The organism is Streptomyces poonensis (assembly GCF_014650915.1).
Lineage (GTDB): Bacteria > Actinomycetota > Actinomycetes > Streptomycetales > Streptomycetaceae > Streptomyces > Streptomyces poonensis.
Genome location: NZ_BMVW01000003.1, coordinates 527459 through 547581, shown reverse-complemented (window position 1 = coordinate 547581; position 20123 = coordinate 527459). Strand labels below are relative to the sequence as shown.

Annotated in this window: 20 protein-coding genes; 11 read left to right on the top strand and 9 right to left on the bottom strand. The window is 73.5% G+C overall.

Annotated features, from left to right (window positions below; translation table 11 throughout):
- Window positions 1-82 precede the first annotated feature (82 nt).
- Together IE242_RS12420 and IE242_RS12415 are read left to right on the top strand one after the other, a co-directional pair.
- Window positions 83-1627: an AlkA N-terminal domain-containing protein gene (locus IE242_RS12420; protein ID WP_271208681.1), complete on the top strand. Its 1545-nt coding sequence runs from the start codon at window positions 83-85 to the stop codon at window positions 1625-1627.
- 34 nt (window positions 1628-1661) lie between these two features.
- A complete protein-coding gene (locus tag IE242_RS12415; protein WP_189858355.1) occupies window positions 1662-2144 on the top strand; it encodes a methylated-DNA--[protein]-cysteine S-methyltransferase in 483 nt (160 codons plus the stop codon).
- A gap of 13 nt (window positions 2145-2157) precedes the next feature.
- Here IE242_RS12415 and IE242_RS12410 read toward each other — a convergent pair whose 3' ends face one another.
- The gene (locus tag IE242_RS12410; RefSeq protein WP_189858353.1) at window positions 2158-2817 is read right to left on the bottom strand and encodes a cysteine hydrolase family protein; all 660 of its coding nucleotides are present in this window, start codon (window positions 2815-2817) and stop codon (window positions 2158-2160) included.
- A 73-nt stretch (window positions 2818-2890) separates the two neighbouring features.
- On the opposite strand from IE242_RS12410, the gene IE242_RS12405 reads away from it, so the two are divergent.
- Window positions 2891-3403 (top strand): PadR family transcriptional regulator, encoded by a 513-nt coding sequence (locus tag IE242_RS12405; RefSeq protein ID WP_189858351.1) that lies wholly within the window; start codon window positions 2891-2893, stop codon window positions 3401-3403.
- Window positions 3404-3422: 19 nt separating this feature from the next.
- Here the strand turns inward: IE242_RS12405 and IE242_RS12400 are convergent, their stop codons facing one another.
- Window positions 3423-4019: a TetR/AcrR family transcriptional regulator gene (locus IE242_RS12400; RefSeq protein ID WP_189858349.1), complete on the bottom strand. Its 597-nt coding sequence runs from the start codon at window positions 4017-4019 to the stop codon at window positions 3423-3425.
- 80 nt (window positions 4020-4099) lie between these two features.
- On the opposite strand from IE242_RS12400, the gene IE242_RS12395 reads away from it, so the two are divergent.
- Window positions 4100-4945 carry an NAD(P)H-binding protein gene (locus IE242_RS12395; RefSeq protein WP_189858347.1) on the top strand — a complete coding sequence of 282 codons (846 nt, stop codon included), beginning with the start codon at window positions 4100-4102 and terminating at the stop codon, window positions 4943-4945.
- Window positions 4946-5029: 84 nt separating this feature from the next.
- On the opposite strand, the gene IE242_RS12390 is transcribed toward IE242_RS12395, so the two are convergent.
- The 4 genes from IE242_RS12390 to IE242_RS12375 all read right to left on the bottom strand — a co-directional run bounded on the left by IE242_RS12390 (window position 5030) and on the right by IE242_RS12375 (window position 10293).
- Complete coding sequence (locus tag IE242_RS12390) at window positions 5030-5758, bottom strand: SIR2 family NAD-dependent protein deacylase (protein ID WP_189858345.1); 729 nt, start codon at window positions 5756-5758, stop codon at window positions 5030-5032.
- A 41-nt stretch (window positions 5759-5799) separates the two neighbouring features.
- Window positions 5800-6345, bottom strand: coding sequence for an NUDIX domain-containing protein (locus tag IE242_RS12385; protein WP_189858343.1), 546 nt, complete (start codon window positions 6343-6345; stop codon window positions 5800-5802).
- 96 nt (window positions 6346-6441) lie between these two features.
- Window positions 6442-9096 carry a polyprenyl diphosphate synthase gene (gene uppS, locus IE242_RS12380; RefSeq protein ID WP_189858341.1) on the bottom strand — a complete coding sequence of 885 codons (2655 nt, stop codon included), beginning with the start codon at window positions 9094-9096 and terminating at the stop codon, window positions 6442-6444.
- Window positions 9097-9204: 108 nt separating this feature from the next.
- Window positions 9205-10293 (bottom strand): ADP-ribosylglycohydrolase family protein, encoded by a 1089-nt coding sequence (locus tag IE242_RS12375; protein ID WP_189858339.1) that lies wholly within the window; start codon window positions 10291-10293, stop codon window positions 9205-9207.
- Between the two features lie 247 nt (window positions 10294-10540).
- On the opposite strand from IE242_RS12375, the gene IE242_RS12370 reads away from it, so the two are divergent.
- Together IE242_RS12370 and IE242_RS12365 are read left to right on the top strand one after the other, a co-directional pair.
- On the top strand, window positions 10541-10780 hold the full coding sequence (locus IE242_RS12370; RefSeq protein ID WP_189858338.1) for a hypothetical protein: 240 nt from the start codon (window positions 10541-10543) through the stop codon (window positions 10778-10780).
- A 118-nt stretch (window positions 10781-10898) separates the two neighbouring features.
- Window positions 10899-12017, top strand: coding sequence for a glycerate kinase (locus IE242_RS12365; RefSeq protein WP_189858336.1), 1119 nt, complete (start codon window positions 10899-10901; stop codon window positions 12015-12017).
- A 63-nt stretch (window positions 12018-12080) separates the two neighbouring features.
- On the opposite strand, the gene IE242_RS12360 is transcribed toward IE242_RS12365, so the two are convergent.
- Window positions 12081-13277: a PucR family transcriptional regulator gene (locus IE242_RS12360; RefSeq protein WP_189858334.1), complete on the bottom strand. Its 1197-nt coding sequence runs from the start codon at window positions 13275-13277 to the stop codon at window positions 12081-12083.
- A 263-nt stretch (window positions 13278-13540) separates the two neighbouring features.
- On the opposite strand from IE242_RS12360, the gene IE242_RS12355 reads away from it, so the two are divergent.
- Genes IE242_RS12355 through IE242_RS12335 form a run of 5 tightly spaced genes read left to right on the top strand, consistent with a single transcriptional unit; the run spans window position 13541 to window position 18476 of the window.
- On the top strand, window positions 13541-14353 hold the full coding sequence (locus IE242_RS12355) for an ABC transporter ATP-binding protein (protein WP_189858332.1): 813 nt from the start codon (window positions 13541-13543) through the stop codon (window positions 14351-14353).
- A gap of 8 nt (window positions 14354-14361) precedes the next feature.
- Complete coding sequence (locus IE242_RS12350; protein WP_189858330.1) at window positions 14362-15177, top strand: ABC transporter ATP-binding protein; 816 nt, start codon at window positions 14362-14364, stop codon at window positions 15175-15177.
- Window positions 15174-16064: a branched-chain amino acid ABC transporter permease gene (locus tag IE242_RS12345; protein WP_189858328.1), complete on the top strand. Its 891-nt coding sequence runs from the start codon at window positions 15174-15176 to the stop codon at window positions 16062-16064. The genes IE242_RS12350 and IE242_RS12345 overlap by 4 nt, the downstream gene beginning before the upstream one ends.
- Window positions 16057-17211 (top strand): branched-chain amino acid ABC transporter permease, encoded by a 1155-nt coding sequence (locus IE242_RS12340; RefSeq protein ID WP_189858327.1) that lies wholly within the window; start codon window positions 16057-16059, stop codon window positions 17209-17211. Before IE242_RS12345 ends, IE242_RS12340 begins: the two co-directional genes overlap by 8 nt.
- Complete coding sequence (locus IE242_RS12335) at window positions 17208-18476, top strand: ABC transporter substrate-binding protein (protein WP_189858325.1); 1269 nt, start codon at window positions 17208-17210, stop codon at window positions 18474-18476. Before IE242_RS12340 ends, IE242_RS12335 begins: the two co-directional genes overlap by 4 nt.
- An 82-nt stretch (window positions 18477-18558) precedes the next feature.
- Here IE242_RS12335 and pssA read toward each other — a convergent pair whose 3' ends face one another.
- Entirely contained in the window at window positions 18559-19413 is an 855-nt protein-coding gene (gene pssA / locus IE242_RS12330) for a CDP-diacylglycerol--serine O-phosphatidyltransferase (RefSeq protein ID WP_189858323.1), read from the bottom strand.
- Complete coding sequence (locus IE242_RS12325) at window positions 19400-20056, bottom strand: phosphatidylserine decarboxylase (protein ID WP_189858321.1); 657 nt, start codon at window positions 20054-20056, stop codon at window positions 19400-19402. The genes pssA and IE242_RS12325 overlap by 14 nt, the downstream gene beginning before the upstream one ends.
- Between the last annotated feature and the right edge of the window lie 67 nt (window positions 20057-20123).

Below are 20123 nucleotides of genomic sequence, written 5' to 3'. Positions count from 1 at the left end.
CGGCGGTCCCGGACCCCGCGGCCCGCAGGTGGATGTCGGATTCCTGCCAGCCACGCGTTCCGCCCTGCCCGAAGCTTGAGCCATGCGAAACGGGATGCACACCGACGTCGAGCGCTGCGTACGCGCCGTCCGGTCGAAGGACGCGCGCTTCGACGGCTGGTTCTACACGGCCGTCACGACCACGCGGATCTACTGCCGGCCGAGCTGCCCGGTCGTGCCGCCGAAGCCGGAGAACATGACGTTCCACCCGAGCGCGGCCTCCTGCCAGCAGGCCGGGTTCCGGGCGTGCAAGCGGTGCCGCCCGGACGCCAGCCCGGGCTCGCCCGAGTGGAACCGGCGCGCCGACCTCGTGGCCCGCGCGATGCGCCTCATCGGCGACGGCGTCGTGGACCGGGAGGGCGTCCCCGGCCTCGCCCGGCTCCTCGGCTACAGCACCCGCCAGATCGAACGGGAGCTCCGCACCGAACTGGGCGCCGGACCGCTCGCCCTGGCCCGCGCCCAGCGCGCCCAGACCGCGCGGCTGCTGATCGAGACGACCGCGCTGCCGATGGCGGACATAGCCTTCGCGGCCGGTTTCGCCTCGATCCGCAGCTTCAACGACACCGTGCGCGAGGTCTTCGCACTGTCACCGAGCGAACTGCGCGCCCGGGTCGGCACCCGCAAGCGGTCCCCCGCGCGAGCGAACGAAGCGGCTGGAGCGACCGAAGCGACCGGAGCGGCTGGAGCGGCCGGCGCGACCCCCGGCGCGCTGACCCTCCGCCTCCCCTTCCGCGCCCCCCTCAACCCCGACAACCTCTTCGGCCACCTCGCGGCGACCGCCGTACCCGGGGTCGAGGAGTGGCGGGACGGCGCCTACCGCCGCACCCTGCGCCTGCCCTACGGCCACGGCATCGCCGCCCTCACCCCGGCCCCCGACCACATCGCCTGCCGCCTCACCCTCAGCGACCTGCGCGACCTGCCCGTGGCGATCGCCCGCTGCCGCCGCATGCTCGACCTGGACGCCGATCCGGTAGCGGTGGACGACCAGTTGCGCACCGACCCGGTACTGGCGCCGCTGGTCGACAAGGCGCCGGGCCGCCGGGTGCCGCGCACGGTCGACGAGGCCGAGTTCGCCGTACGGGCCGTGCTCGGACAGCAGGTCTCCACGGCCGCCGCCCGCACCCACGCGGCCCGCCTGGTCATGGCCCACGGCGAACCGATCGACGACCCCGAGGGCGGTCTCACCCATCTGTTCCCGTCCCCGGAGGCGCTCGCGGCGCTCGACCCCGGGACCCTGGCCATGCCCCGCACGCGCCGCACCACCTTCACCACCCTGGTGAACCGACTGGCCGACGGCACGATCCACCTGGGTGTCGAGAGCGACTGGGAGGAGACACGGACCCGGCTCCTCGCCCTCCCCGGCTTCGGCCCCTGGACGGTGGACGTCATCGCGATGCGCGCCCTCGGCGACCCCGACGCCTTCCTCCCCACCGACCTCGGCATCCGCCGCGCCGCGAAGGAACTGGGCCTGCCGTCGACGCCGGCGGCGCTCACCGCACGCGCGGCGGCCTGGCGGCCGTGGCGGGCGTACGCGGTGCAGTACCTGTGGGCGACGGACAGCCACCCGATCAACTTCCTTCCCGTATAGGAATGCTCGTACAGGAATGCTCGAAGGACACACCATGAAGCAGCACACCGTCATCGACAGCCCCTACGGTGCCCTCACCCTCGTCGCCACGGACGGCGTCCTGTCCGGCCTCTACATGACCGACCAGCGCCACCGCCCGCCGGAGGAGACCTTCGGCGTCCCGGACGACACACCCTTCGGCGAGGCCACGGAGCAGCTCCGCGCCTACTTCGCGGGAGAGCTGAAGGAGTTCACCCTCGGCCTCCACCTCGCCGGAACACCGTTCCAGCGCACGGTCTGGGAGGAACTCCGCCGCATCCCCTACGGCGAGACCCGCACGTACGGGGAACTGGCCACCACCCTCGGCAACCCGAAAGCCTCCCGCGCGGTGGGCCTGGCCAACGGCCGCAACCCGATCGGCATCATCGTCCCCTGCCACCGTGTCGTCGGCGCGGACGGCGGCCTGACGGGCTACGGCGGCGGTCTGCCCCGCAAGCGGCGGCTGTTGGACTTCGAACGGGAGGCGGCGCTCTTCTAGAGCTCCTGGGCCACTAGACCTTCTGGGCCGCGGCCAGTCGGCCGGCGATCTCCTCGGCGGTCAGCACGAGGGCGAAGCCCTTGCGCAGGACGGCGAGTTCCGGTTCCTGCCGGGACTCGTCGTCGGTGGCCGTGACGTCGGACCCGAAGACGACCCGGTAGCCGCGCTCGTACGCCTGCCGGGCCGTGGTGCCGCAGCAGTAGTTGGTGAGCGTTCCCGTGACGATCACCGTGTCCCGGCCGAGGTTGCGCAGCACGGTGTCGAGCGGGGTGTCGTAGAACGCCCCGTAGGAGGGCTTGCGGATCAGGACCTCGTCGGGGCGGCGGCCCATCCCGTCCCACACCTCGGCGGGGCCCGGCCGGCGCCAGTCGGTGTCACCGTGCGGCAGGAACCGCAGGGCGTGCGGGCGGTCCAGTCCGAGATGGGTGTCGTCGAAGATGGTCCAGATCACCGGGACGGCGGCGGTCCGGCAGACTGCGACCAACTGCCGGAGCCGGGGTGCCATCCGGGTGGCGGCGGGCACCCAGTAGGGGCTCCAGCCGGGCCGGACGAACTCGTCCTGCATGTCGATGACCAGCAGCGCCGTCCGCTCGGGCCGTACGTCGAACGAGGCCCGGCCGCGCTCGTAGGCGTCGCGCGCCCGCGCGGTCACCCATTCCTCGGTGTACGCCATCCCCGTCATCCCCGTCATCCCCGCCCTCTACATCGATTCGAGGTACCTCGTTTCGATGTGCGAGAGTAGCAGCATGCTCGAACTCGCGATCCTGGGATTCCTGGCCGAGGGGCCGCTGCACGGCTACCAACTGCGCCACCGGATCGCGCACTTGTCCGGCCATGCCCGGCCGGTCAGTGACGGCAGCCTCTACCCGGCGATCAACAGGCTGGTCCGCGCCGGGCTGCTGGACCGGCGCACCGAACCGGGCGCCTCGGCGGCCCAGCGGCACACCCTGAGCCTGACCGGCGCCGGCCGCCGCGAGCTGCTGCGCCGGCTGCGGGACGCCGACGGCCTGGACATCAGCGACAGCACCCGGTACTTCACGGTGCTGGCGTTCCTCTCCCACCTCCCGGACACCGCGGACCAGCACGCGGTGCTGCGCCGGCGGCTGGCGTTCCTGGAGCGGCCCGCGAGCTTCTTCCACGACGGTGACCGCCCGCTGGGCGCCGAGGACACCGGCGATCCCTACCGCCGCGGCATGCTCGTCGTCGCCCGCGCCACCAGCCGCGCGGAACGGTCCTGGCTGCGCGAGGTCCTGGCCTGACAGCGCGCCGGTGGAGACGTCAGGCGGCAGGCTCGAGGGAGTCGAGCCAGCTCAGCAGCCGGGCCCCCTCGCGCGTCATGATCTCCGGGTCGCGCAGGGCGTTGGCCAGGAGCGACATGCCCTGGTAGCCGGAGATCAGGGTGACGGCGAGGTCGTCCGGGGCGGACAGGCCCAGCTCGCGGAACTGGCCCGCGGCCCAGTCCAGCAGTCGCCGGAGCACCGCACCCGCCTCCATGTCCAAGGTGCCGTCCGCGCGCTTGTCGAGTTCGACGGCCAGGGTGCCGGTGGGGCAGCCGTGGCGGGCGGCGGTCTCGCGCTGGTCGACCCATGTGTTGATCAGGGCCTTGAGGCGGTCGCGCGGGTCGGGCAACCGGGCCAGTTCGCCCGTGAGCTCGTCCAGGTGGGCGCTGTGCTCGGACAGGGCCGCCCGGACCAGCTCGTCCTTGGTCTTGAAGTAGTAGTAGACGTTCCCGACGGGGACGTCGGCCGCGCGCGCGATGTCGGCGAGGGTGGTCCGCTCGACGCCCTGCTCGTGCAGGACACGGGCCGCCGCCGCCGTCAGCCGTCGGCGCTTCTCGGATGCGCGGGCCCGCGGCTTCGCTGCTGAGTCAGTCACCCAACTCACTATAGACAACGGGTGTGGGACGCATGCTACGGTCCTTTTTAGTCAGCTGACTAACTCACTGGGGAGTGGCAATGATCGTAGTGACGGGTGCGACCGGCAACATCGGACGGACGCTGGTGCCTCGGCTGGTCGAGGCGGGGGAGGAGGTCGTGGCCGTGTCGAGGCGTCCGCAGCCCGCGGGCCTCCCGGGCGGCGTGCGCCACGCACAGGCCGACCCCGGCGACTCCGCGACCATGCGACCGGTCCTCGAAGGCGCCCACGCCTTGTTCCTCCTGCTGGGCGGCGAGCTCAACAGCCGCGGGGAAAGCCCGGACGCCCTGCTGGAGGCGGCCGTGGACGGCGGGGTCGAGCGGGTCGTCCTGCTCTCCTCGCAGATCAACTCCACCCGCTCCGAGGCGCTCTCGCACACCCGCCTGCGGGAGTACGAGGCGGCCGTGCGCGCGTCGGGAGCGGAGTCCGTGATCCTGCGCCCCGGCAACTTCGCCTCGAACGCTTTCGCCTGGGCCGAGTCGGTCCGCGTGCAGCGGGCGGTCTTCGCCCCGTTCGGTGACGTGGCGCTGCCCGTCGTCGACCCCGCGGACATCGCCGAGGTCGCCGCGGCCGCGCTGCGCGAGGACGGCCACGCGGGACGTACGTACGAGCTCACCGGCCCGGAGGTGATCAGTCCGCGGCAGCAGGCCGCGGTGATCTCCGGGGCCCTGGGGGAGGACGTGACGTTCGTGGAGCTGACGCGCGAGGACGCGCATGCCCACATGGCGCGGTTCATGCCGGAGGAGGTCATCGACGGCACCCTGGACGTCCTCGGGGCCCCGCTCCCGGCCGAGCAGGCGATCAGCCCCGACGTGGAGCGCGTCCTCCACCGCCCGGCCAGGCCCTTCGGGGAGTGGGTGGCGCGCAACCTGCCGGCGTTCCGGTGACACCTGTTCCGGGCGCGCGGCAGGCGGCGCGCCCGGAACAGGGCATGGCGTCGGTACGTCGGCCGGCGGGCGCCGAGCCGGCCGTCAGCCGGCGATCCGGCGCAACAGTTCCGGCAGCGCCGTCCCGATCGGTTCCCGGATCACCTCGTCGGCGCGGTCGTCGTACGGCGTCGGCTCGGCGTTGACGATGATCAGCCGTGCTCCGTGGTCGGCGGCCACGCCGGCGAGACCCGCGGCGGGCTGCACCTGGAGGCTGCTGCCGACCGCGACGAACACCTGGCTCGCCTTGGTGACGGCCACCGCCTCGCCGAGGACGACCGGGTCGAGCCGCTCGCCGAACATCACCGTCGCCGACTTCAGGACGCCGCCGCACTCCAGGCACGGCGGGTCGTCCTCGCCGGCCTCCACCCGGGCGAGCGCGTCCTCCATCGGCCCGCGCGCGTGGCACTTCGTGCACACCACGCTCCGCGAGCTGCCGTGCAGTTCGAGCACCTTGCGGGCGGGCATCCCGGCGAGCTGGTGCAGACCGTCCACGTTCTGCGTGATCACCCTGACCGGCACTCCGGAGCGCTCCAGCCCGGCCACCGCCCGGTGCGCGGCGTTCGGCTCGGCTTTCAGCGTCCGGTTCTCCCGCCGCATCCGCCACGAACGGCGCCGGATCTCCGGGTCGCCCATGTAGTACTCGTAGGTGACGAGCTTCTCGGCCTCCGGGTCGCGGCGCCACAGTCCGTTCGGGCCGCGGTAGTCGGGGATGCCGGAGTCGGTGCTGATGCCGGCCCCGCTGAGGATGGCGACGAGGGGCTTGGTGGTCATGGGGTCGAGGGTAGGGGGGACCGGAAGGGCCCGGCGAACGGTTATCCGTCCACCCGGTGGCCGCCCACCCGGTGCCCGTTCTCCAGCTCCGCCGTCCCCGAGCCCTCCGCCAGGACATCGAGCGCGGCCAGCACCCGGCGGCCGAGCGAGCCCGGCAGGTACGCGGTCAGCTCCTCGCGGGGCACGAGCCGCCAGGACAGCAGTTCCTCCTCCTGCAGGACGATCGCCTTGAAGTCGTCCTCGCCGAGCACCCCGCCGTCGTACAGGTACGCCACCAGCGGCGGGCGCCCGGCTCCGGTCACCCAGTCCACCGCGAGCAGCCGGCCCGGCTCGACGTCGAGCCCGATCTCCTCGGCGGTCTCGCGGCGCGCCCCCTGCCGCGGGCTCTCCCCGTCGTCCGACTCCACCGTGCCGCCCGGCAGCGCCCAGCCCTCCCGGTAGTTCGGCTCGACGAGCAGCACCCGGCCCTCGGCGTCACGGAAGAGCGCGGCGGCACCGGCGAGCACACGGGGAAGGCTCGCGATGTACGCGGCGAAGTCCTGGGGGGTGTTCGGGGTGTTCTGCGTGGTGGTGTCCGAGGTCGTCATCCAGGAAGGGTATCCAGCCACGGTGACGACTTGCGTCCTTCCTCCTCACCGGCCGGACCCGGCGCCGGAGTCACCGGCGCCGACCCGCCGCCGGAGTCACCGGCCGGTCCCGGCCCCGAAGCGGCGTTCCCGGCCGGTGTACGTGCGCACGGCCGTCCACAGGTGCGTGCGGTCGGCGTCGGGCCAGAGGGTGTCCAGGAAGACGAGTTCGGCGTGGACGGACTGCCAGGTGAGGAAGTCGGAGGTGCGCTGTTCCCCGGCCGTACGCACCAGGAGGTCCACGTCGGGCAGCTCGGGCCGGTGCAGCTGGCGGCCCACATGGCGCGCGGTGATGCGCTCGGGGGTGAGCTCACCGCGTACGGCCTGCGCGGCCAGGGCGCGGACCGCCCGGGTGATCTCGTCGCGTCCGCCGTGGTTGAGGCAGAGGTTGAGGGTGAGGCCGGCGCGGTCCCGGGTGGCGTGCACCGTGTCGTCGAGGTCCCGGACCAGGCCGGCGGGGAGTCCGTCGGCCGAACCGGACCACACCAGCCGCACGTCGCGCTGCCAGAGCTCCTCCGTCCGCAGGTCCAGCCCGGTGCGGAGCACACGCAGCAGGGTGCCGGAGTCCGCCGTGGCGCAGGCCCGGTTCCCGGCGGACAGCGCGTACACGCTCAGGTACGGCAGGCCGATCTCCAGCGCGCCGTACACGATGTCGCGCAGGGCCCGGCCGCCGGCGCGGTGCCCGTCGCCGCGGGACAGACCGCGTTCGGTGGCCCACCGTCCGCTGCCGTCCATGGTGATCGCCACATGCCGGGGCAGCCGGTCGGCGGGCAGCCGCGGCGGGCGGGCACCGTCCGGGTGCGGCGCGGGCGGCAGCGGGCCGGTCCGGGCGGCGGGGTGGTCCGCGGTGGCGGCCCGGGGCACGGGGACCGGCAGCACGGCGGGCGGTGTGGCGGCCGCCGTCCGCGCGCGTCGCCAGGCGCGGGCGACGCGCAGCCGGCCCGCCAGCAGAAGACAGTGGAAGCGGATCCGGTCCGCCGTGGTGAACGGGTGGCGGTCCCGGCCCGGGGCGGCCGTGCCCGGCCGGACGCGGTGCCGCAGCCGTCCCGGACGGCGCCGCATCCGGTTCAGTTCGAGCCGTTGCAGCGCCACGACCGTGCGCCAGGCCGCCGCCGCGGGCGGATGCTGCCCCCCGAGGCACGCGGCCTGGTCCAGCCATGCGTCGGCCCGGTCCGCCAGGGCGTTCACCAGGGCGGTGACACGCTCGCTGGACCGGGGCTGCCGCAGGTCGTCGGCGGTGACCGCGTACTCCTCCAGGACGGCGTGCGGCAGCTGGACGAAGCCCTGCCGGGCGTCCTCCCGCAGGTCGCGCAGGGCGTCGACGAGGTTGTGCGCGTCGCTCCAGCGGTGCAGCGCGTCGGCGTCCTCCGCGGTGAAGGCCATGCCCGGGCCGCTGAGCAGGGCCGGCAGCCGGGAGACGCCGAACGGGAACGACAGCCCGTCCCAGTACGCGTGCCAGTCCTCCCAGGTGAGCAGGCGGGTCTCGCGCGCCGCGTCCAGCCGGTGCCCGGCGGCCATGACCGACAGGTCGTCGGCGGGCAGGTCCCAGCGCCAGACCGCGTCGACCAGCGCCGCGCGCACCGGGTCGTCGCTGCGGCCGTGCCGCAGGTCGGTCTCCAGGGCGCGGCTGTGGGCGCCCACCCGCTCCGCCCGCCGCCGCGGTGTGTCGTCCGGGGCGTCCGCGACGCCGTCGAGAGTGCGCCCGTAGCCGTACATCGCCCACAGCAGCGGCCGCAGTCCGGGCGGGAAGAGCTGCACGATCGCGCTGTCCAGACGGCGGGAGCGCCGCACCAGCCGACGGCAGGCCTCGTACCCGGCGCGCACCTCCGGATCGGTGATCCCGGCCAGCCGGTACGCCCGCGCCGGGCCGCCGGGCGAACGGTCCGCAGGCCCGGGGCCGGACGAACGTTCCCGCGCAGACCCGCCGGGGACCGGCCGTCGCGCGGCCGGTGCTGCCTTCCGGCCGCCGGTACGCGCCGTGAAGACGACGAGAGCGGCCAGGGACAGCACGGCCGCCCACCACAGCCCCAGCAGCAGGTGCTCCCACGGGGTGCCGCCGGTGCTGACGGCGGAGACGGCGGACTGCATCGCGCCGTACGCCGGCAGCAGGCGCACCACGGGACTGTCCGCGCAGGAGTTGGCGACCGGGTTCTGCAGGGTCAGGTCGACGAAGCCGACCACGGTGACCGTGAACAGGCCCGCGAGTTCGCTGCGGGTGAGCGTGGCCAGCAGGATGCCGGCCGCGCCGTAGACGAGGGCGCCGACGCAGAGGGCGGCCGCCAGGACGTCGACCCGCTCCGGCTGCCGGAAGAAGCACACCCACGCGGTGGCGTACGCGGCGGTCGGCGCGGCCCACATCAGCAGCACGGAGCCCTGCGCCGGCACCAGGCAGGAGCGCGGACAGCCGGCCGTGGCCAGCCGGCGGTAGAAGACCGCGGACCGGCTGGTGGACAGGAACATCATGAAACCGACGACCAGGGTGAGCGAGTGCAGGGCCCCCGACAGTTCGGCGACCGCGTTCGCGTCGAGCCGCACCGGCCGGTCCGCCGCACGCAGCAGGAACAGCACCGGATCCGCGGGCAGCACCAGATGGGCGAGGCACAGCCACAACGGCACGAAGAACACCGCCAGCACCAGCGCCGAACGGTTGCGCGACTGCTCCAGCACCGCGTGCCAGACGGCCGTACGGGCACATCGCCACCAGCGGCTCATCCCGCGGCCTCCGCGGGATCCCCAACGAGGTCCTTCACGGCATGGCCAACGAGGTACGGACCCGGCGGTGTCGCGGTGCCCGCGACGACCGCTCGAAACAGCGACCAGTCAGCAGTTCGAACCCGGCGCGTCCGGACCGTGCGCCACCAGCCGCACCGTCCGTTCCGCCAGTTCGCTGATCCGCACCCCGTCGAACCCGAAGACCGCGCTGCGCACCGTGTCCCGCAGGGGATCCGTCCACTGGGGCGGGATCGCCCCGGCTCCGCACAGCACGCCGGCCACCGAGCCCGCGGTCGCGCCGTTGGAGTCGGTGTCGAGCCCGCCGCGTACGGTGAGGGCGACCGTCCTGGTGAAGTCCCCGGCGCCGTACAGCAGGCCCGCCGTGAGGACCGCGGCGTTCGGGACCGTGTGGATCCAGCCGAGCCCGGCGGTCTCCCCGGCCAGCGTGTCCAGGGTGTCCTCCCAGCCGAGCCCGGCCTCGTGGAGGGTGAGCACCCGGCGCACGGTGCGGGCGAGGCGGCTGCCCGCCGGGATCACCGTGAGGGCCGTGTCGAGGGCGGGGCGCACGGCGGGCGCGGTGAACGCGGCCGCGATCAGGGCCGCCGCCCACATCGCGCCGTACACGCCGTTCCCGGTGTGCGAGAGCACCGCGTCCCGGCGCGCCGACGCGGCCGCGCGGCGGGGGTCGCCCGGGTGCGTCCAGCCATGGATGTCGGCGCGGATGAGGGCACCGATCCACTCCTGGTACGGGTTGTCGTACGTGGCGGTGAGCGGCGGTTTCAGGCCGGTGGTGAGATTGCGGTACGCGGCCCGCTCCGCCGTGAACGTCTGCAGATACGGCAGCCGCAGCAGCCACAGGTCGCCGACCTGCTCGGTGGTGAAGCCGAAGCCGTGCGTCTCCAGGAGGTCCAGGCCGAGGATCGCGTAGTCCACGTCGTCGTCGCGGCAGCTGCCGTGGATCCGGCCGCGGACGCAGGCGCGCCACTCCGGGCGCAGCGCGAGCCCGTCGCTCTCACTGACGGGCTCCGGGAGGTAGTCGGTGAGCGGCAGGGCGCCGGCCTGCCGCAGATAGCGGTCGATGCGCTCCCGCGTCCAGTGGTCGCCCCGCTCGACCGGTTTGCCGAGCATGTTGCCCGCGATCCGGCCCAGCCAGCCCCCGAGGACGCGGTCGGGGAACTCGGTGCCCACAAGGGTCATACCTCCGGTGTACACCGGCGTGCCGGATCCGGGGCGGCTGCGGGGCGACTCAGCGCGGGCTCCGCGCGCGTCAACTCCGCTTTCGTATCCGCGTCAACCCGGTGGCCACTTCCGGGTTAACTTTCGTCCCTTTCCACAACAGCATGAGATGTTCGTCTGGTTTACTGCCGGTCGTCCGCTTGGTTCCGGCCGGCCGCCGATCACCGCGACGCCGCCGGAAACTGCACGCACTCCCCTCAGGAGCGTCATGAACAAGCTGCGCCGTGCGATCGTGCTCGCCGTCTCGTCCCTCACCGTCCTCCTCCCCGCCGCCTCCGCCCACGCCAAGCCCCCCGCGCCCGTCGTCGGGGCCGGCGACGTGAGCGTCCTGACCGGGGACTTCGACGTCCTCGAGGATGTGATGGAGCACATCACCATGAAGCGCGGCAACGGCCCCACGGCACACCAGATCTACGACCACTCCCGGGGCGGGGCACTCCCGGAGTGAGTCTCCGGTCGAGGGACGTCCACCCTGGGCAGCGGTGCCCTCCTCCGGTTAAGGTCACAGCGGCGCGACTGCCTTGACATGTGCAAGGCCCGAGTAGCGAGGGGAATGCAAGGTGCGCGTGCTGATCGCCGCTGACAAGTTCAAGGGTTCGCTGACCGCCGTCCAGGTCGCCGAGAGGGTGACCGCGGGACTGCGCCGGGCCGTCCCCGGGCTCGCCGTCGAGGCGCTGCCCGTGGCCGACGGCGGCGACGGAACCGTGGACGCGGCGGTCGCCGCCGGGTTCGAGCGGCGCGAGATCCAGGTCGCGGGGCCGCTCGGCGAGCCCGTCACGGCGGCGTACGCCCTGCGCGGCGACACGGCCGTGGTGGAGATGGCCGAGGCCAGCGGGCTCCAGCGGCTGCCCGCCGGGGTCCTCGCCCCGCTCACCGCGTCGACGTACGGATCGGGCGAACTGCTGCGCGCCGCGCTGGACGCCGGAGCCGGCACCATCGTGTTCGGCGTGGGCGGCAGCGCCACCACCGACGGCGGCGCCGGCATGCTCGCCGCGCTCGGGGCGCGCTTCCTGGACGCGGACGGACGGCCCGTCGGGCCCGGGGGCGGGGCGCTGCGCGACCTGGCGACCGCCGATCTGTCCGGGCTCGACCCCCGCCTCGCCGACGTCGGGTTCGTACTCGCGAGCGACGTCGACAACCCGCTGACCGGCCCCAAGGGCGCGCCCGCCGTGTACGGGCCGCAGAAGGGGGCGAGCCCCGAGGACGTGGCGGTGCTCGACGAGGCGCTGGCCCACTTCGCGGCGGTCCTGGAGAAAGCGGTCGGCCCGAAGGCCGCCGAGTACGCCGGCGCGCCCGGCGCCGGTGCCGCCGGCGGGATCGGGTACGGGGCGCTCCTCCTCGGCGCCCGCTTCCGGCCCGGCATCGAGGTCATGCTCGACGTGCTGGGCTTCGCGCCCGCGCTGGAACGGGCCACCCTGGTGATCACCGGCGAGGGCTCCCTCGACGAGCAGACCCTGCACGGCAAGGCGCCCGCGGGTGTCGCCGCCGCCGCGCGCGCCGCAGGCAAGGAGGTCGTCGCGGTCTGCGGGCGCCTCGCGCTGGCGCCGGAGGCGCTCGGCGGGGCCGGTATCCGCCGCGCCTACCCGCTCACCGACGTCGAGCCGGACGTCCAGCGGTGCATCGCGGAGGCGGGGCCGATCCTGGAGGACGTGGCGGAGCGGATCGCGCGGGACTTCGTGGGCTGACCCGGTCCTCGCCCGCCCGGGACAGGCGGACGTACGGGCGGAAGCGGTGAGGGAGCGCCTCCCTCACCGCGCCGCCCCCGACAGCCGGTACGCGTCCAGCGCCAGCGTCATCTCGATCAGGTCCCGGGGCCGCGCCAGCGACCGCGACGTCAGCTGTTCCAGGCGCCGCAGCCGGTTGAAGACCGTGTTGCGGTGGCAGTACAGCCGTCCCGCGGCCCGCCCCGCCGACCCCTCGCAGGCCAGCCACACGTCCAGGGTCTCCAGCAGTACCGCCCGGTCCGCCGGCTCCAGCTCCAGCAGCGCCCCGAGGACGTCCGCCACCAGCCGGTCCGCCAGCTCCGGCTGGCTCACCACCAGGGCCGTGGGCATCCGCCGGTCCAGCCGTACGACCTCCGGCGCGTCCGGCGGGCAGGTGCGCAGCGCCAGCTCGGCCAGCCGCCGGGCCGGGCCGAGTTCGGCGAGGCCGCCCACCACGGGGCTGATCCCGCCGGGCCCGGAGGAGCGCTCCGTCAGCACCCGGGCCACCCCGTCGAGGTCCTGCCCCTCGGCCAGCGCCACCACGCCGACCTCGCGGTCCGTGCGCATCCGCCAGACGAAGCGGAACCCGGCGCCCCGCAGCGGCCGGTGGAAGGTCTCCCGGCGTTCCGCGCGCAGCACCACCACCGCGTACCGCCCGTGCTCCGGCAGGTCCAGGCCCGCCGCCGCCCGCGCCGCGAGCCCCGGCGCGGCGTGCCCCTCCAGCAGGGCGTCCAGCAGCGCCTGCACCTGCTCGTCGGTGCGCTGCCGCAGTTCCCGCTCGGTCGCCCGGTACGCCTCCGACGCCGCCGCGGCCTGCGCGTCCACCGCCGACCACACCATGGTGGCCGACCGCAGCAGGGCCCGCAGCCGCTCCGGCTCCCGGGCGGCCGGCCCCTCCAGCAGCGCGTCCCAGACCAGGTAGCCCGCACTGCGGTAGGCGTGCACCAGCAGTTCCAGGGGCAGCCCCTGCTGGGCCCGGCGACGGCCGGTGTCCTCCGCGTACGCGAGATCGCGGCGCGGTGCGTCCGGGGCCGCCGAGATCGTCTCGATGCCGATCCGTATCGCGTCCTCGGCCTCCCGCCAGTGCTGGTCGTACGGGATCGCCCGCCCGTAGACGGAGGAGTGCTCGGCGAGCCGTCGCAGGTGCTCGTCGACGAGCTCGGGCACCCGCTCCAGCAGCGCCGCGCAGGACTCCGCGAGCAGCTTCCAGTCATGGCCGGTACGCCTTCTGCGCGCTCCCATGGCCCGGAGGATGCCATCGGGTCACCGCGCCGCGCAGGCCCCTGACACGCGGTGTTGTGCGCGCGCACAACGCGCGGGCGGGCCCGCTGGTCACCCGCAGCGATTCCGCACCGGCCCGTGGACGGGCCCGACACGGCGGTGCTGTCGTGAGCGCGACACAAGCACGGAACGGCACGGAACGGCTCCGGGCACATCGGCACTTCGGCACTTCGGCACTTCGGCACATCGGCACATCGGCACTTCGGGTGAGAGCAGGGAGACACATGGGCGGTGGCGGCGCGGGTCTCGTCGTACGGGACCTCTCGGTGGGATACGGACCCGTACGCGCGCTGCGCGAGGTGTCGCTGGAGGTGCCCGAGGGGGCCGTGGTGACGGTGCTCGGCGGCAACGGCGCGGGCAAGACGACGCTGTTGCGGGCCGTCAGCCGCACCCTCGCCTTCCACGGGGGCACGGTCACCGGCGGCACGGTGAGCCTCGGGGACCGGCGGCTCGACGGGCTGCCGCCCGACCGCGTGGTCGCCGCCGGGGTGTGCCAGGTGCCGGAGGGGCGGCAGGTGTTCGCGCGGATGACCGTGGCCGACAACCTGCGCGCCGGCACCTTCGGCAGCTCCGGAGGGCGTACGGCACGGGCGGCGGCCCTGCGCCGCGTGCACGAGCTCTTCCCCGTCCTCGCAGAGCGCGCCCAGCAGCACGCGGGCCTCCTCTCCGGCGGCGAACAGCAGATGCTCGCCGTCGGGCGCGCCCTGATGGCCGCCCCGAAGGTGCTGCTCCTCGACGAGCCGTCCCTCGGGCTCGCCCCGCTGATGGCCGAGCGGATCGCCGACACCGTGCGGGAGATCAACGACCAGGGCACGTCCGTGCTGCTGGTCGAGCAGAACGCCGCGATCGCGCTCCGGCTCGCCGACCGCGCGTACGTCCTGGAGGTCGGCGAGGTGACCCTGTCCGGGCCCGCCGACGAACTGGCCGCCTCGGACGAGGTACGCCGCCGCTACCTCGGTGTGGTCGACGAGGACGCCGCCGCCGACGCGTCCTCCGCCCGGGGCACCCTGCCCGCGCTGTCCCGGTGGGAGGGGTGACCGCACACATGACATCGGCTCTTCCCCACACCGATCTTCCCTCCGCCGGCATCCCGCCGCTGGAGGTCAGCGACCTGACCGTACGGTTCGCGGGCCTCACCGCCCTCGACAGCGTCACGTTCACCGTCCGCCCCGGCACCGTCCACGCCCTCATCGGCCCCAACGGCGCCGGCAAGTCCACCTGCTTCAACGTCCTCACCGGCGTCTACCGCGCCACCGAGGGCAGCGTCCGCCTCGGCGAGCAGGAGCTGACCGGGCTGCCCCCGCACCGCATCGCGGACCTGGGGGTCGCACGGATCTTCCAGAACCTGGCGCTGCCCCCGCACGCCACGGTCGAGGACAGCCTGCTCCTCGGCCGGCACCGGCTGACCCGCACCGGCTTCCTCGCGGCGGGGCTGCGGCTGCCCTCCGCCGCGCGCGAGGACCGCCGGCACCGCGCCCGCGTCCGTGAGATCGCCGAATTCGTCGGCATCGCGGACTGCCTCGGCCACCCGGCCGGGTCCTTGCCGTACGGGCGGCAGAAGCTCGCCGAACTCGCCCGCGCCTTGTGCATGGAGCCAAAAGTGCTGCTCCTCGACGAGCCCGTCGCGGGCATGACCGCCGACGAGCGGCGCCGTACGGCCGCCGTGATCGCGGGCGTGCGCGACAGCCTCGGCATCTCGATCGTCCTCGTGGAACACGACATGGGAGTGGTGATGCGACTCGCCGACTCGGTGACCGTCCTGGACTTCGGACGCAGGATCGCGGACGGCGCCCCCGGCGACGTACAGAACGATCCCGCCGTCATCCGCGCCTACCTGGGTGAGGAGGCGACGCAGCAGTGACCACCTTCGCCGAACTCCTCCTCAACGGCATCTCCCTGGGCTCGGTCTACGCCCTCATCGCCCTCGGCTTCGTGGTGATCTTCCGCGCCACCGAGGTCGTCAACTTCGCCCACGCCTCCCTGCTGCTGGCCGGCGGGTACGTCACCGCCGTCCTCCACGAGGACATCGGCTTCTGGCCCGCGCTGCTCGTGGGGATCGCGGGCGCCGCGGCCGTCGGGGCGGCCGTGGAGTTCCTGGTCATGCGCCGCTACCGGGGCGCCGACCACAGCGTCCTCGCCATCGTCACCATCGGCGTGGACATCCTGCTCACCACCGAGCTCACCCGCCGCATCGGCACGGACGTCCTCGCACTCGGCGACCCCTGGGGCGACGCGGTCCTCACCCTCGGCCCGATCTCCCTCGCACACACGCGCATCGCCGCCTTCCTGGCCGCCGGCCTGCTCATCACCGCGTTCCTGCTCACCTTCCGCTACACCTCCTGGGGCGTGGCGATGCGGGCCGCCGCCGAGAGCGCGGAGACGGCCGCGCTGATGGGCGTACGGCTCGGCAGGGTGTCGCTCGGCGCCTGGGCCGTGGCGGGCGGCCTCGCGGCCGTCGCCGCCCTGTTCCTGACCGTCTTCCCGACCCCGGGCCTGGAACGGGCCACCTCGCTGGCCGCGCTCAAGGCCTTCCCGGCAGCGATCCTCGGCGGGCTCGACTCCACCACCGGCGCCCTCGTCGGCGGCCTCCTCATCGGGATCACCGAGTCGCTGGCCACCGGCTACCAGAGCGACCTCGCCTTCCTCGGCCGGGGCCTCGGCGACCTCGCCCCGTACCTCGTGATGATCGCCGTCCTGCTCGTCCGGCCCGCCGGGCTGTTCGGCACGAAGGAGCTGGCCCGTGTCTGACGTCCTGGCCACCGAGAAGGGCACACCCGGTACACCCCGTACGGCCCGCAGCGCGCCCGTACGGAGACTCCCCGGCCCCCGCGCCTGGGTCTGGGCGGCCCTCGCCGTCCTCCTCCTCGCCCTGCCGTTCTACCTCGACCGCTTCTGGCTCCAGGCCGGACTGTTCGCGATGGCGGCCGCGATCGGGGCGATCGGCATCAACCTCCTCACCGGAGCGACGGGCCAGCTGTCCATGGGGCACGCCTTCTTCCTGGCGGTGGGGGCGTACGGCTACTGCGTGCTGGCCGGGGACGGGGGCGGGAGCGGCGGCGACGGTCTCGTCGGCCTCGGGCTGCCCACCTGGCTCGCCGCCGTCCTCGCCGTGCTGCTCGCGGGGGCCGCCGGCGGGCTCTTCAGCCCCATCGCCGGGCGGCTGCGCGGCGCGTATCTCGGCATCGCCACCCTCGCGCTGATCTTCATCGGACAGCACGTGCTGTTCAACGCCCAGGATCTGACCGGCGGCTTCAACGGCCGGGACGTCCCGCCGCTGAACCTGTTCGGCCTCACCTTCGACGACAGCGAGCTGGTCGTGGCCGCCGTGCCGTTCGGTTCGGCCGAGAAGCTCTGGTACCTCGGGCTGGCGCTGCTGCTGGGCGGCGCGCTGTTCGCCCGCGGGGTGCTGCGGGGCCGGCCCGGCCGGGCCATGAACGCCATCCGCGACCACCGCATCGCCGCTGGGGTGATGGGCGTGCCCGTGGCCCGCTACCGGGCCGCCGTCTTCGTGCTGTCGTCGATGTACGCGGGCCTCGCGGGGGTGCTGCTGGCGCTGGTGTTCCAGCGGACGGTGCCCGACTACTTCGGCATCACGCTCTCGCTCGAGTACCTCGCCATGATCGTCATCGGTGGGCTCGGCTCGGTGTCCGGCGCGGTGGCGGGGGCGCTCTTCGTCTCCCTGCTGCCGCAGCTCCTGACCCGCTACAGCGACGCGCTGCCCCTGGTCTCCGCCCCCGGCACGGGCGGGATCGCACCGGGCGAGGCGTCCCGGTACCTGTACGGCGCCGCCGTCGTCGCGGTGGTGCTCTTCCTGCCGGGCGGCCTGGTCAGGGTGGCCGCCCGGCTCCGCTCCAAGCTCAGGCACATCCCAGGGGACCCAGTGGAGGAACGATGAGGACGACATCCGCGGCCAGAGCGGCCGCCGGAGCGCTCGCGGCACTGCTCGTGCTGTCCGCGTGCAGCTCGAAGGCCGAGGACGGCGGAGGCGAGGGCGGGAAGGAGAGCACCGGCGGCGTACGGACCGGGGACGGCGTCTCGGGCGACACCATCAAGCTGGGTGTGCTCACCGACATGACCGGCGTCTACGCCACGCTCGGCAAGAGCGTCACCCAGGCCCAGCAGCTGTACGTGAAGCAGCTCAACGCCGAGGGCGGCGTCTGCGGCTACAAGATCGAGCTCACGGTGCGGGACCACGGTTACGACCCGCAGAAGGCCGTCGCCGCGTACACCGAGCTGGAGCCGGACGTGCTGGGCTTCCCGCAGTTCCTCGGCTCGCCGTTCGTCGCCGCCGTGCGGCAGCGTATCGAGGGGCAGGACAAGGGACTGGTGCTCCCGCAGGCGTGGGCCCACTCGCTGCTCGGCAGCGAGTACATACGGGTCCTCGGCTCCACGTACGACGTCGAGACGATCAACGCCATCGACTTCCTGATGCAGGAGAAGGGCATCAAGAAGGGCGACAAGATCGGTCACGTGTACTTCGAGGGCGACTACGGCGAGAGCGCCGTGGAGGGCTCCCGGCACATGGCGGAGGAGGCCGGGCTCACGGTCGTCGAGCAGAAGATCAAGCCGACCGACAACGACATGACCGCCCAGGTCGCCGCCCTGAAGAAGGCCGGCGTCAAGGCCATCGTGATCAGCGCGGGCCCGCGCCAGGCCGCCTCGCTGGTGGGCGTCGCCGCGGCCGGCGGCTTCGACGTGCCGATCATCGGCAACAACTCCGCCTTCTCGCCGCAGCTCCTCGCCACCCAGGCGGGCCCGGCGCTGATGAAGAACTACTACGTCGCCTCGCCCTCGCTGCCCATCGGCGCCGACACCGAGGAGGCGAAGAAGCTCGTCGCCGACTACAAGGCGGCCTACCCGGAGGACTCCCTCGACAACGGCGTCGTCGCCGGCTGGACAGCGGCGGCGGTGTTCACCGAGGCCCTGGAGGAAGCCTGCGCCAAGAAGGACCTCACCCGTGACGGCGTCGGCAAGGCCCTGCTCTCGCTGAACTCCTTCGACAACGGCTTCGGCGTCGCGAACGACTTCTCCGACCCGAAGGCCCCGTCCTCCAAGGAGAGCGTCATCCTCCAGCCGGACAAGGCCGTGACGGGAGGCATGAAGGTCGTCCGCGAGCCGGAGGCGTCCGAGGCGGCACAGGCGTACACGCCGGGCGCCTGAACAGGAACCTCACGGAAGAACGGGTGTGGGCCCGAGCCATCAGGCTCGGGCCCACACCCGTTGCTCACTGCTTCGTCCGCCGTTACGGCAGCTGCGCCGCACGTGCCTCGCGCCGGTTGTCGCGGAAGTTGTTCACCCGGCGGGCCGTGGCGAACAGCGGGATCACCGCGCCCAGCACCAGCTGCAGGGCACAGCCGGTCTGGAGCAGCAGCTGGCCGCCGGGGGCGTCGAACGCCCAGGCCGCCAGGAGACCCATGGACACCACGATCCAGGAGAGCATCGCCGCGGCGAGCGGACCGCGGGGCTTCGGGTACTCCACCCGGCTCACCATCAGCCACGCCGTGCCCAGGATCGCCAGCAGCGTCGCCACGAAGGGCAGCTCCAGCAGCACGATCGAGACGACCGTCAGCGCGCCGAACGGCGACGGCATGCCCTGGAACATCCCGTCCTTCATCGTCACGCAGGAGAACCGCGCCAGTCTCAGCACCACGGCCAGCAGCACCACGATGGCCCCGAGCGCCGCCACCCGCTGGTGGGCGTCGTCCGCGACCATCCCGTACACCAGTACGAAGTACGCCGGTGCCAGGCCGAAGCTGATCAGGTCGGAGAGGTTGTCCAGCTCGGCGCCCATCGGGGACGAGCGCAGCTTGCGCGCCACCAGGCCGTCGAACAGGTCGAAGACCGCCGCGCAGAGCATGAGGATGACCGCCGTGGCCGCGCTGTGGCGGGCCATGCCGGTCTCCTGGCTGCCCTGGAGGTGCGGGATCAGGATGCCGGTGGTGGTGAAGTACACCGCCATGAAGCCGCACGTGGCGTTGCCGAGGGTGAGCGTGTCCGCTATCGAGAGGCGGAGGGAGAGCGGCATCTCCTCCTCTTCGTCGTCCTCGACCGCCTCGGGTGCCCAGCCCGGCTTCGTATCCGGATCAATCACGGTCAATGCGAGTCACCCCAGCCACGGTCTTCTGACCGACCTCCACGGCGACCTCGATCCCCTCGGGGAGGTAGATGTCGACGCGGGAGCCGAAGCGGATCAGGCCGATCCGGTCCCCCTGCTCCACCTTGGTGCCCTGCGGCACGTAGGGAACGATACGGCGGGCGACCGCGCCGGCGATCTGGATCATCTCGATGTCACCGAGCTCGGTGTCGAAGTGCCAGACGACGCGCTCGTTGTTCTCGCTCTCCTTGTTGAACGCCGGAACGAACCCGCCGGGGATGTGCTCGACCGAGGTGACCGTGCCGGAGAGCGGGGCGCGGTTCACATGGACGTTGAGCGGGCTCATGAAGATGGCGACGCGGGTGCGGCCGTCCTTCCACGGCATGATGCTCTGCACCACACCGTCGGCGGGCGAGATGACCCGGCCCTGGGTGATCTCGCGCTCGGGGTCGCGGAAGAACCACAGCATGCCCGCCGCGAGCGCGGTGGCGGGCACGGCCACGGCCTTGGCGGCGCCGGAGCGGCGTGCGCGGGCGAGGCTGAGGGCTGCGGTGGCGACGGTCGGGAGGAGCCACGGCGATGCTCCGCGCGCGAGGCGTACGCCAGCGAGGCTGTCGCGAGGTGCAGAGGTTTGGCTGTGGGGCATGGATGACCTTCGTAGCGGATGATGCCGCGCAGTAACGGGGGACGGCGGCTTTCCCGGATCGTACCGG

Bases quoted from the DNA above. Each gene is read 5' to 3' on its own strand.
- IE242_RS12420 (WP_271208681.1), top strand. From the start codon at position 83: ATGCGAAACGGGATGCACACCGACGTCGAGCGCTGCGTACGCGCCGTC.
- IE242_RS12415 (WP_189858355.1), top strand. From the start codon at position 1,662: ATGAAGCAGCACACCGTCATCGACAGCCCCTACGGTGCCCTCACCCTC.
- IE242_RS12410 (WP_189858353.1), bottom strand. From the start codon at position 2,817: ATGGCGTACACCGAGGAATGGGTGACCGCGCGGGCGCGCGACGCCTAC.
- IE242_RS12405 (WP_189858351.1), top strand. From the start codon at position 2,891: ATGCTCGAACTCGCGATCCTGGGATTCCTGGCCGAGGGGCCGCTGCAC.
- IE242_RS12395 (WP_189858347.1), top strand. From the start codon at position 4,100: ATGATCGTAGTGACGGGTGCGACCGGCAACATCGGACGGACGCTGGTG.
- IE242_RS12390 (WP_189858345.1), bottom strand. From the start codon at position 5,758: ATGACCACCAAGCCCCTCGTCGCCATCCTCAGCGGGGCCGGCATCAGC.
- IE242_RS12385 (WP_189858343.1), bottom strand. From the start codon at position 6,345: ATGACGACCTCGGACACCACCACGCAGAACACCCCGAACACCCCCCAG.
- uppS (WP_189858341.1), bottom strand. From the start codon at position 9,096: ATGAGCCGCTGGTGGCGATGTGCCCGTACGGCCGTCTGGCACGCGGTG.
- IE242_RS12375 (WP_189858339.1), bottom strand. From the start codon at position 10,293: ATGACCCTTGTGGGCACCGAGTTCCCCGACCGCGTCCTCGGGGGCTGG.
- IE242_RS12370 (WP_189858338.1), top strand. From the start codon at position 10,541: ATGAACAAGCTGCGCCGTGCGATCGTGCTCGCCGTCTCGTCCCTCACC.
- IE242_RS12360 (WP_189858334.1), bottom strand. From the start codon at position 13,277: ATGGGAGCGCGCAGAAGGCGTACCGGCCATGACTGGAAGCTGCTCGCG.
- IE242_RS12355 (WP_189858332.1), top strand. From the start codon at position 13,541: ATGGGCGGTGGCGGCGCGGGTCTCGTCGTACGGGACCTCTCGGTGGGA.
- IE242_RS12350 (WP_189858330.1), top strand. From the start codon at position 14,362: ATGACATCGGCTCTTCCCCACACCGATCTTCCCTCCGCCGGCATCCCG.
- IE242_RS12335 (WP_189858325.1), top strand. From the start codon at position 17,208: ATGAGGACGACATCCGCGGCCAGAGCGGCCGCCGGAGCGCTCGCGGCA.
- IE242_RS12325 (WP_189858321.1), bottom strand. From the start codon at position 20,056: ATGCCCCACAGCCAAACCTCTGCACCTCGCGACAGCCTCGCTGGCGTA.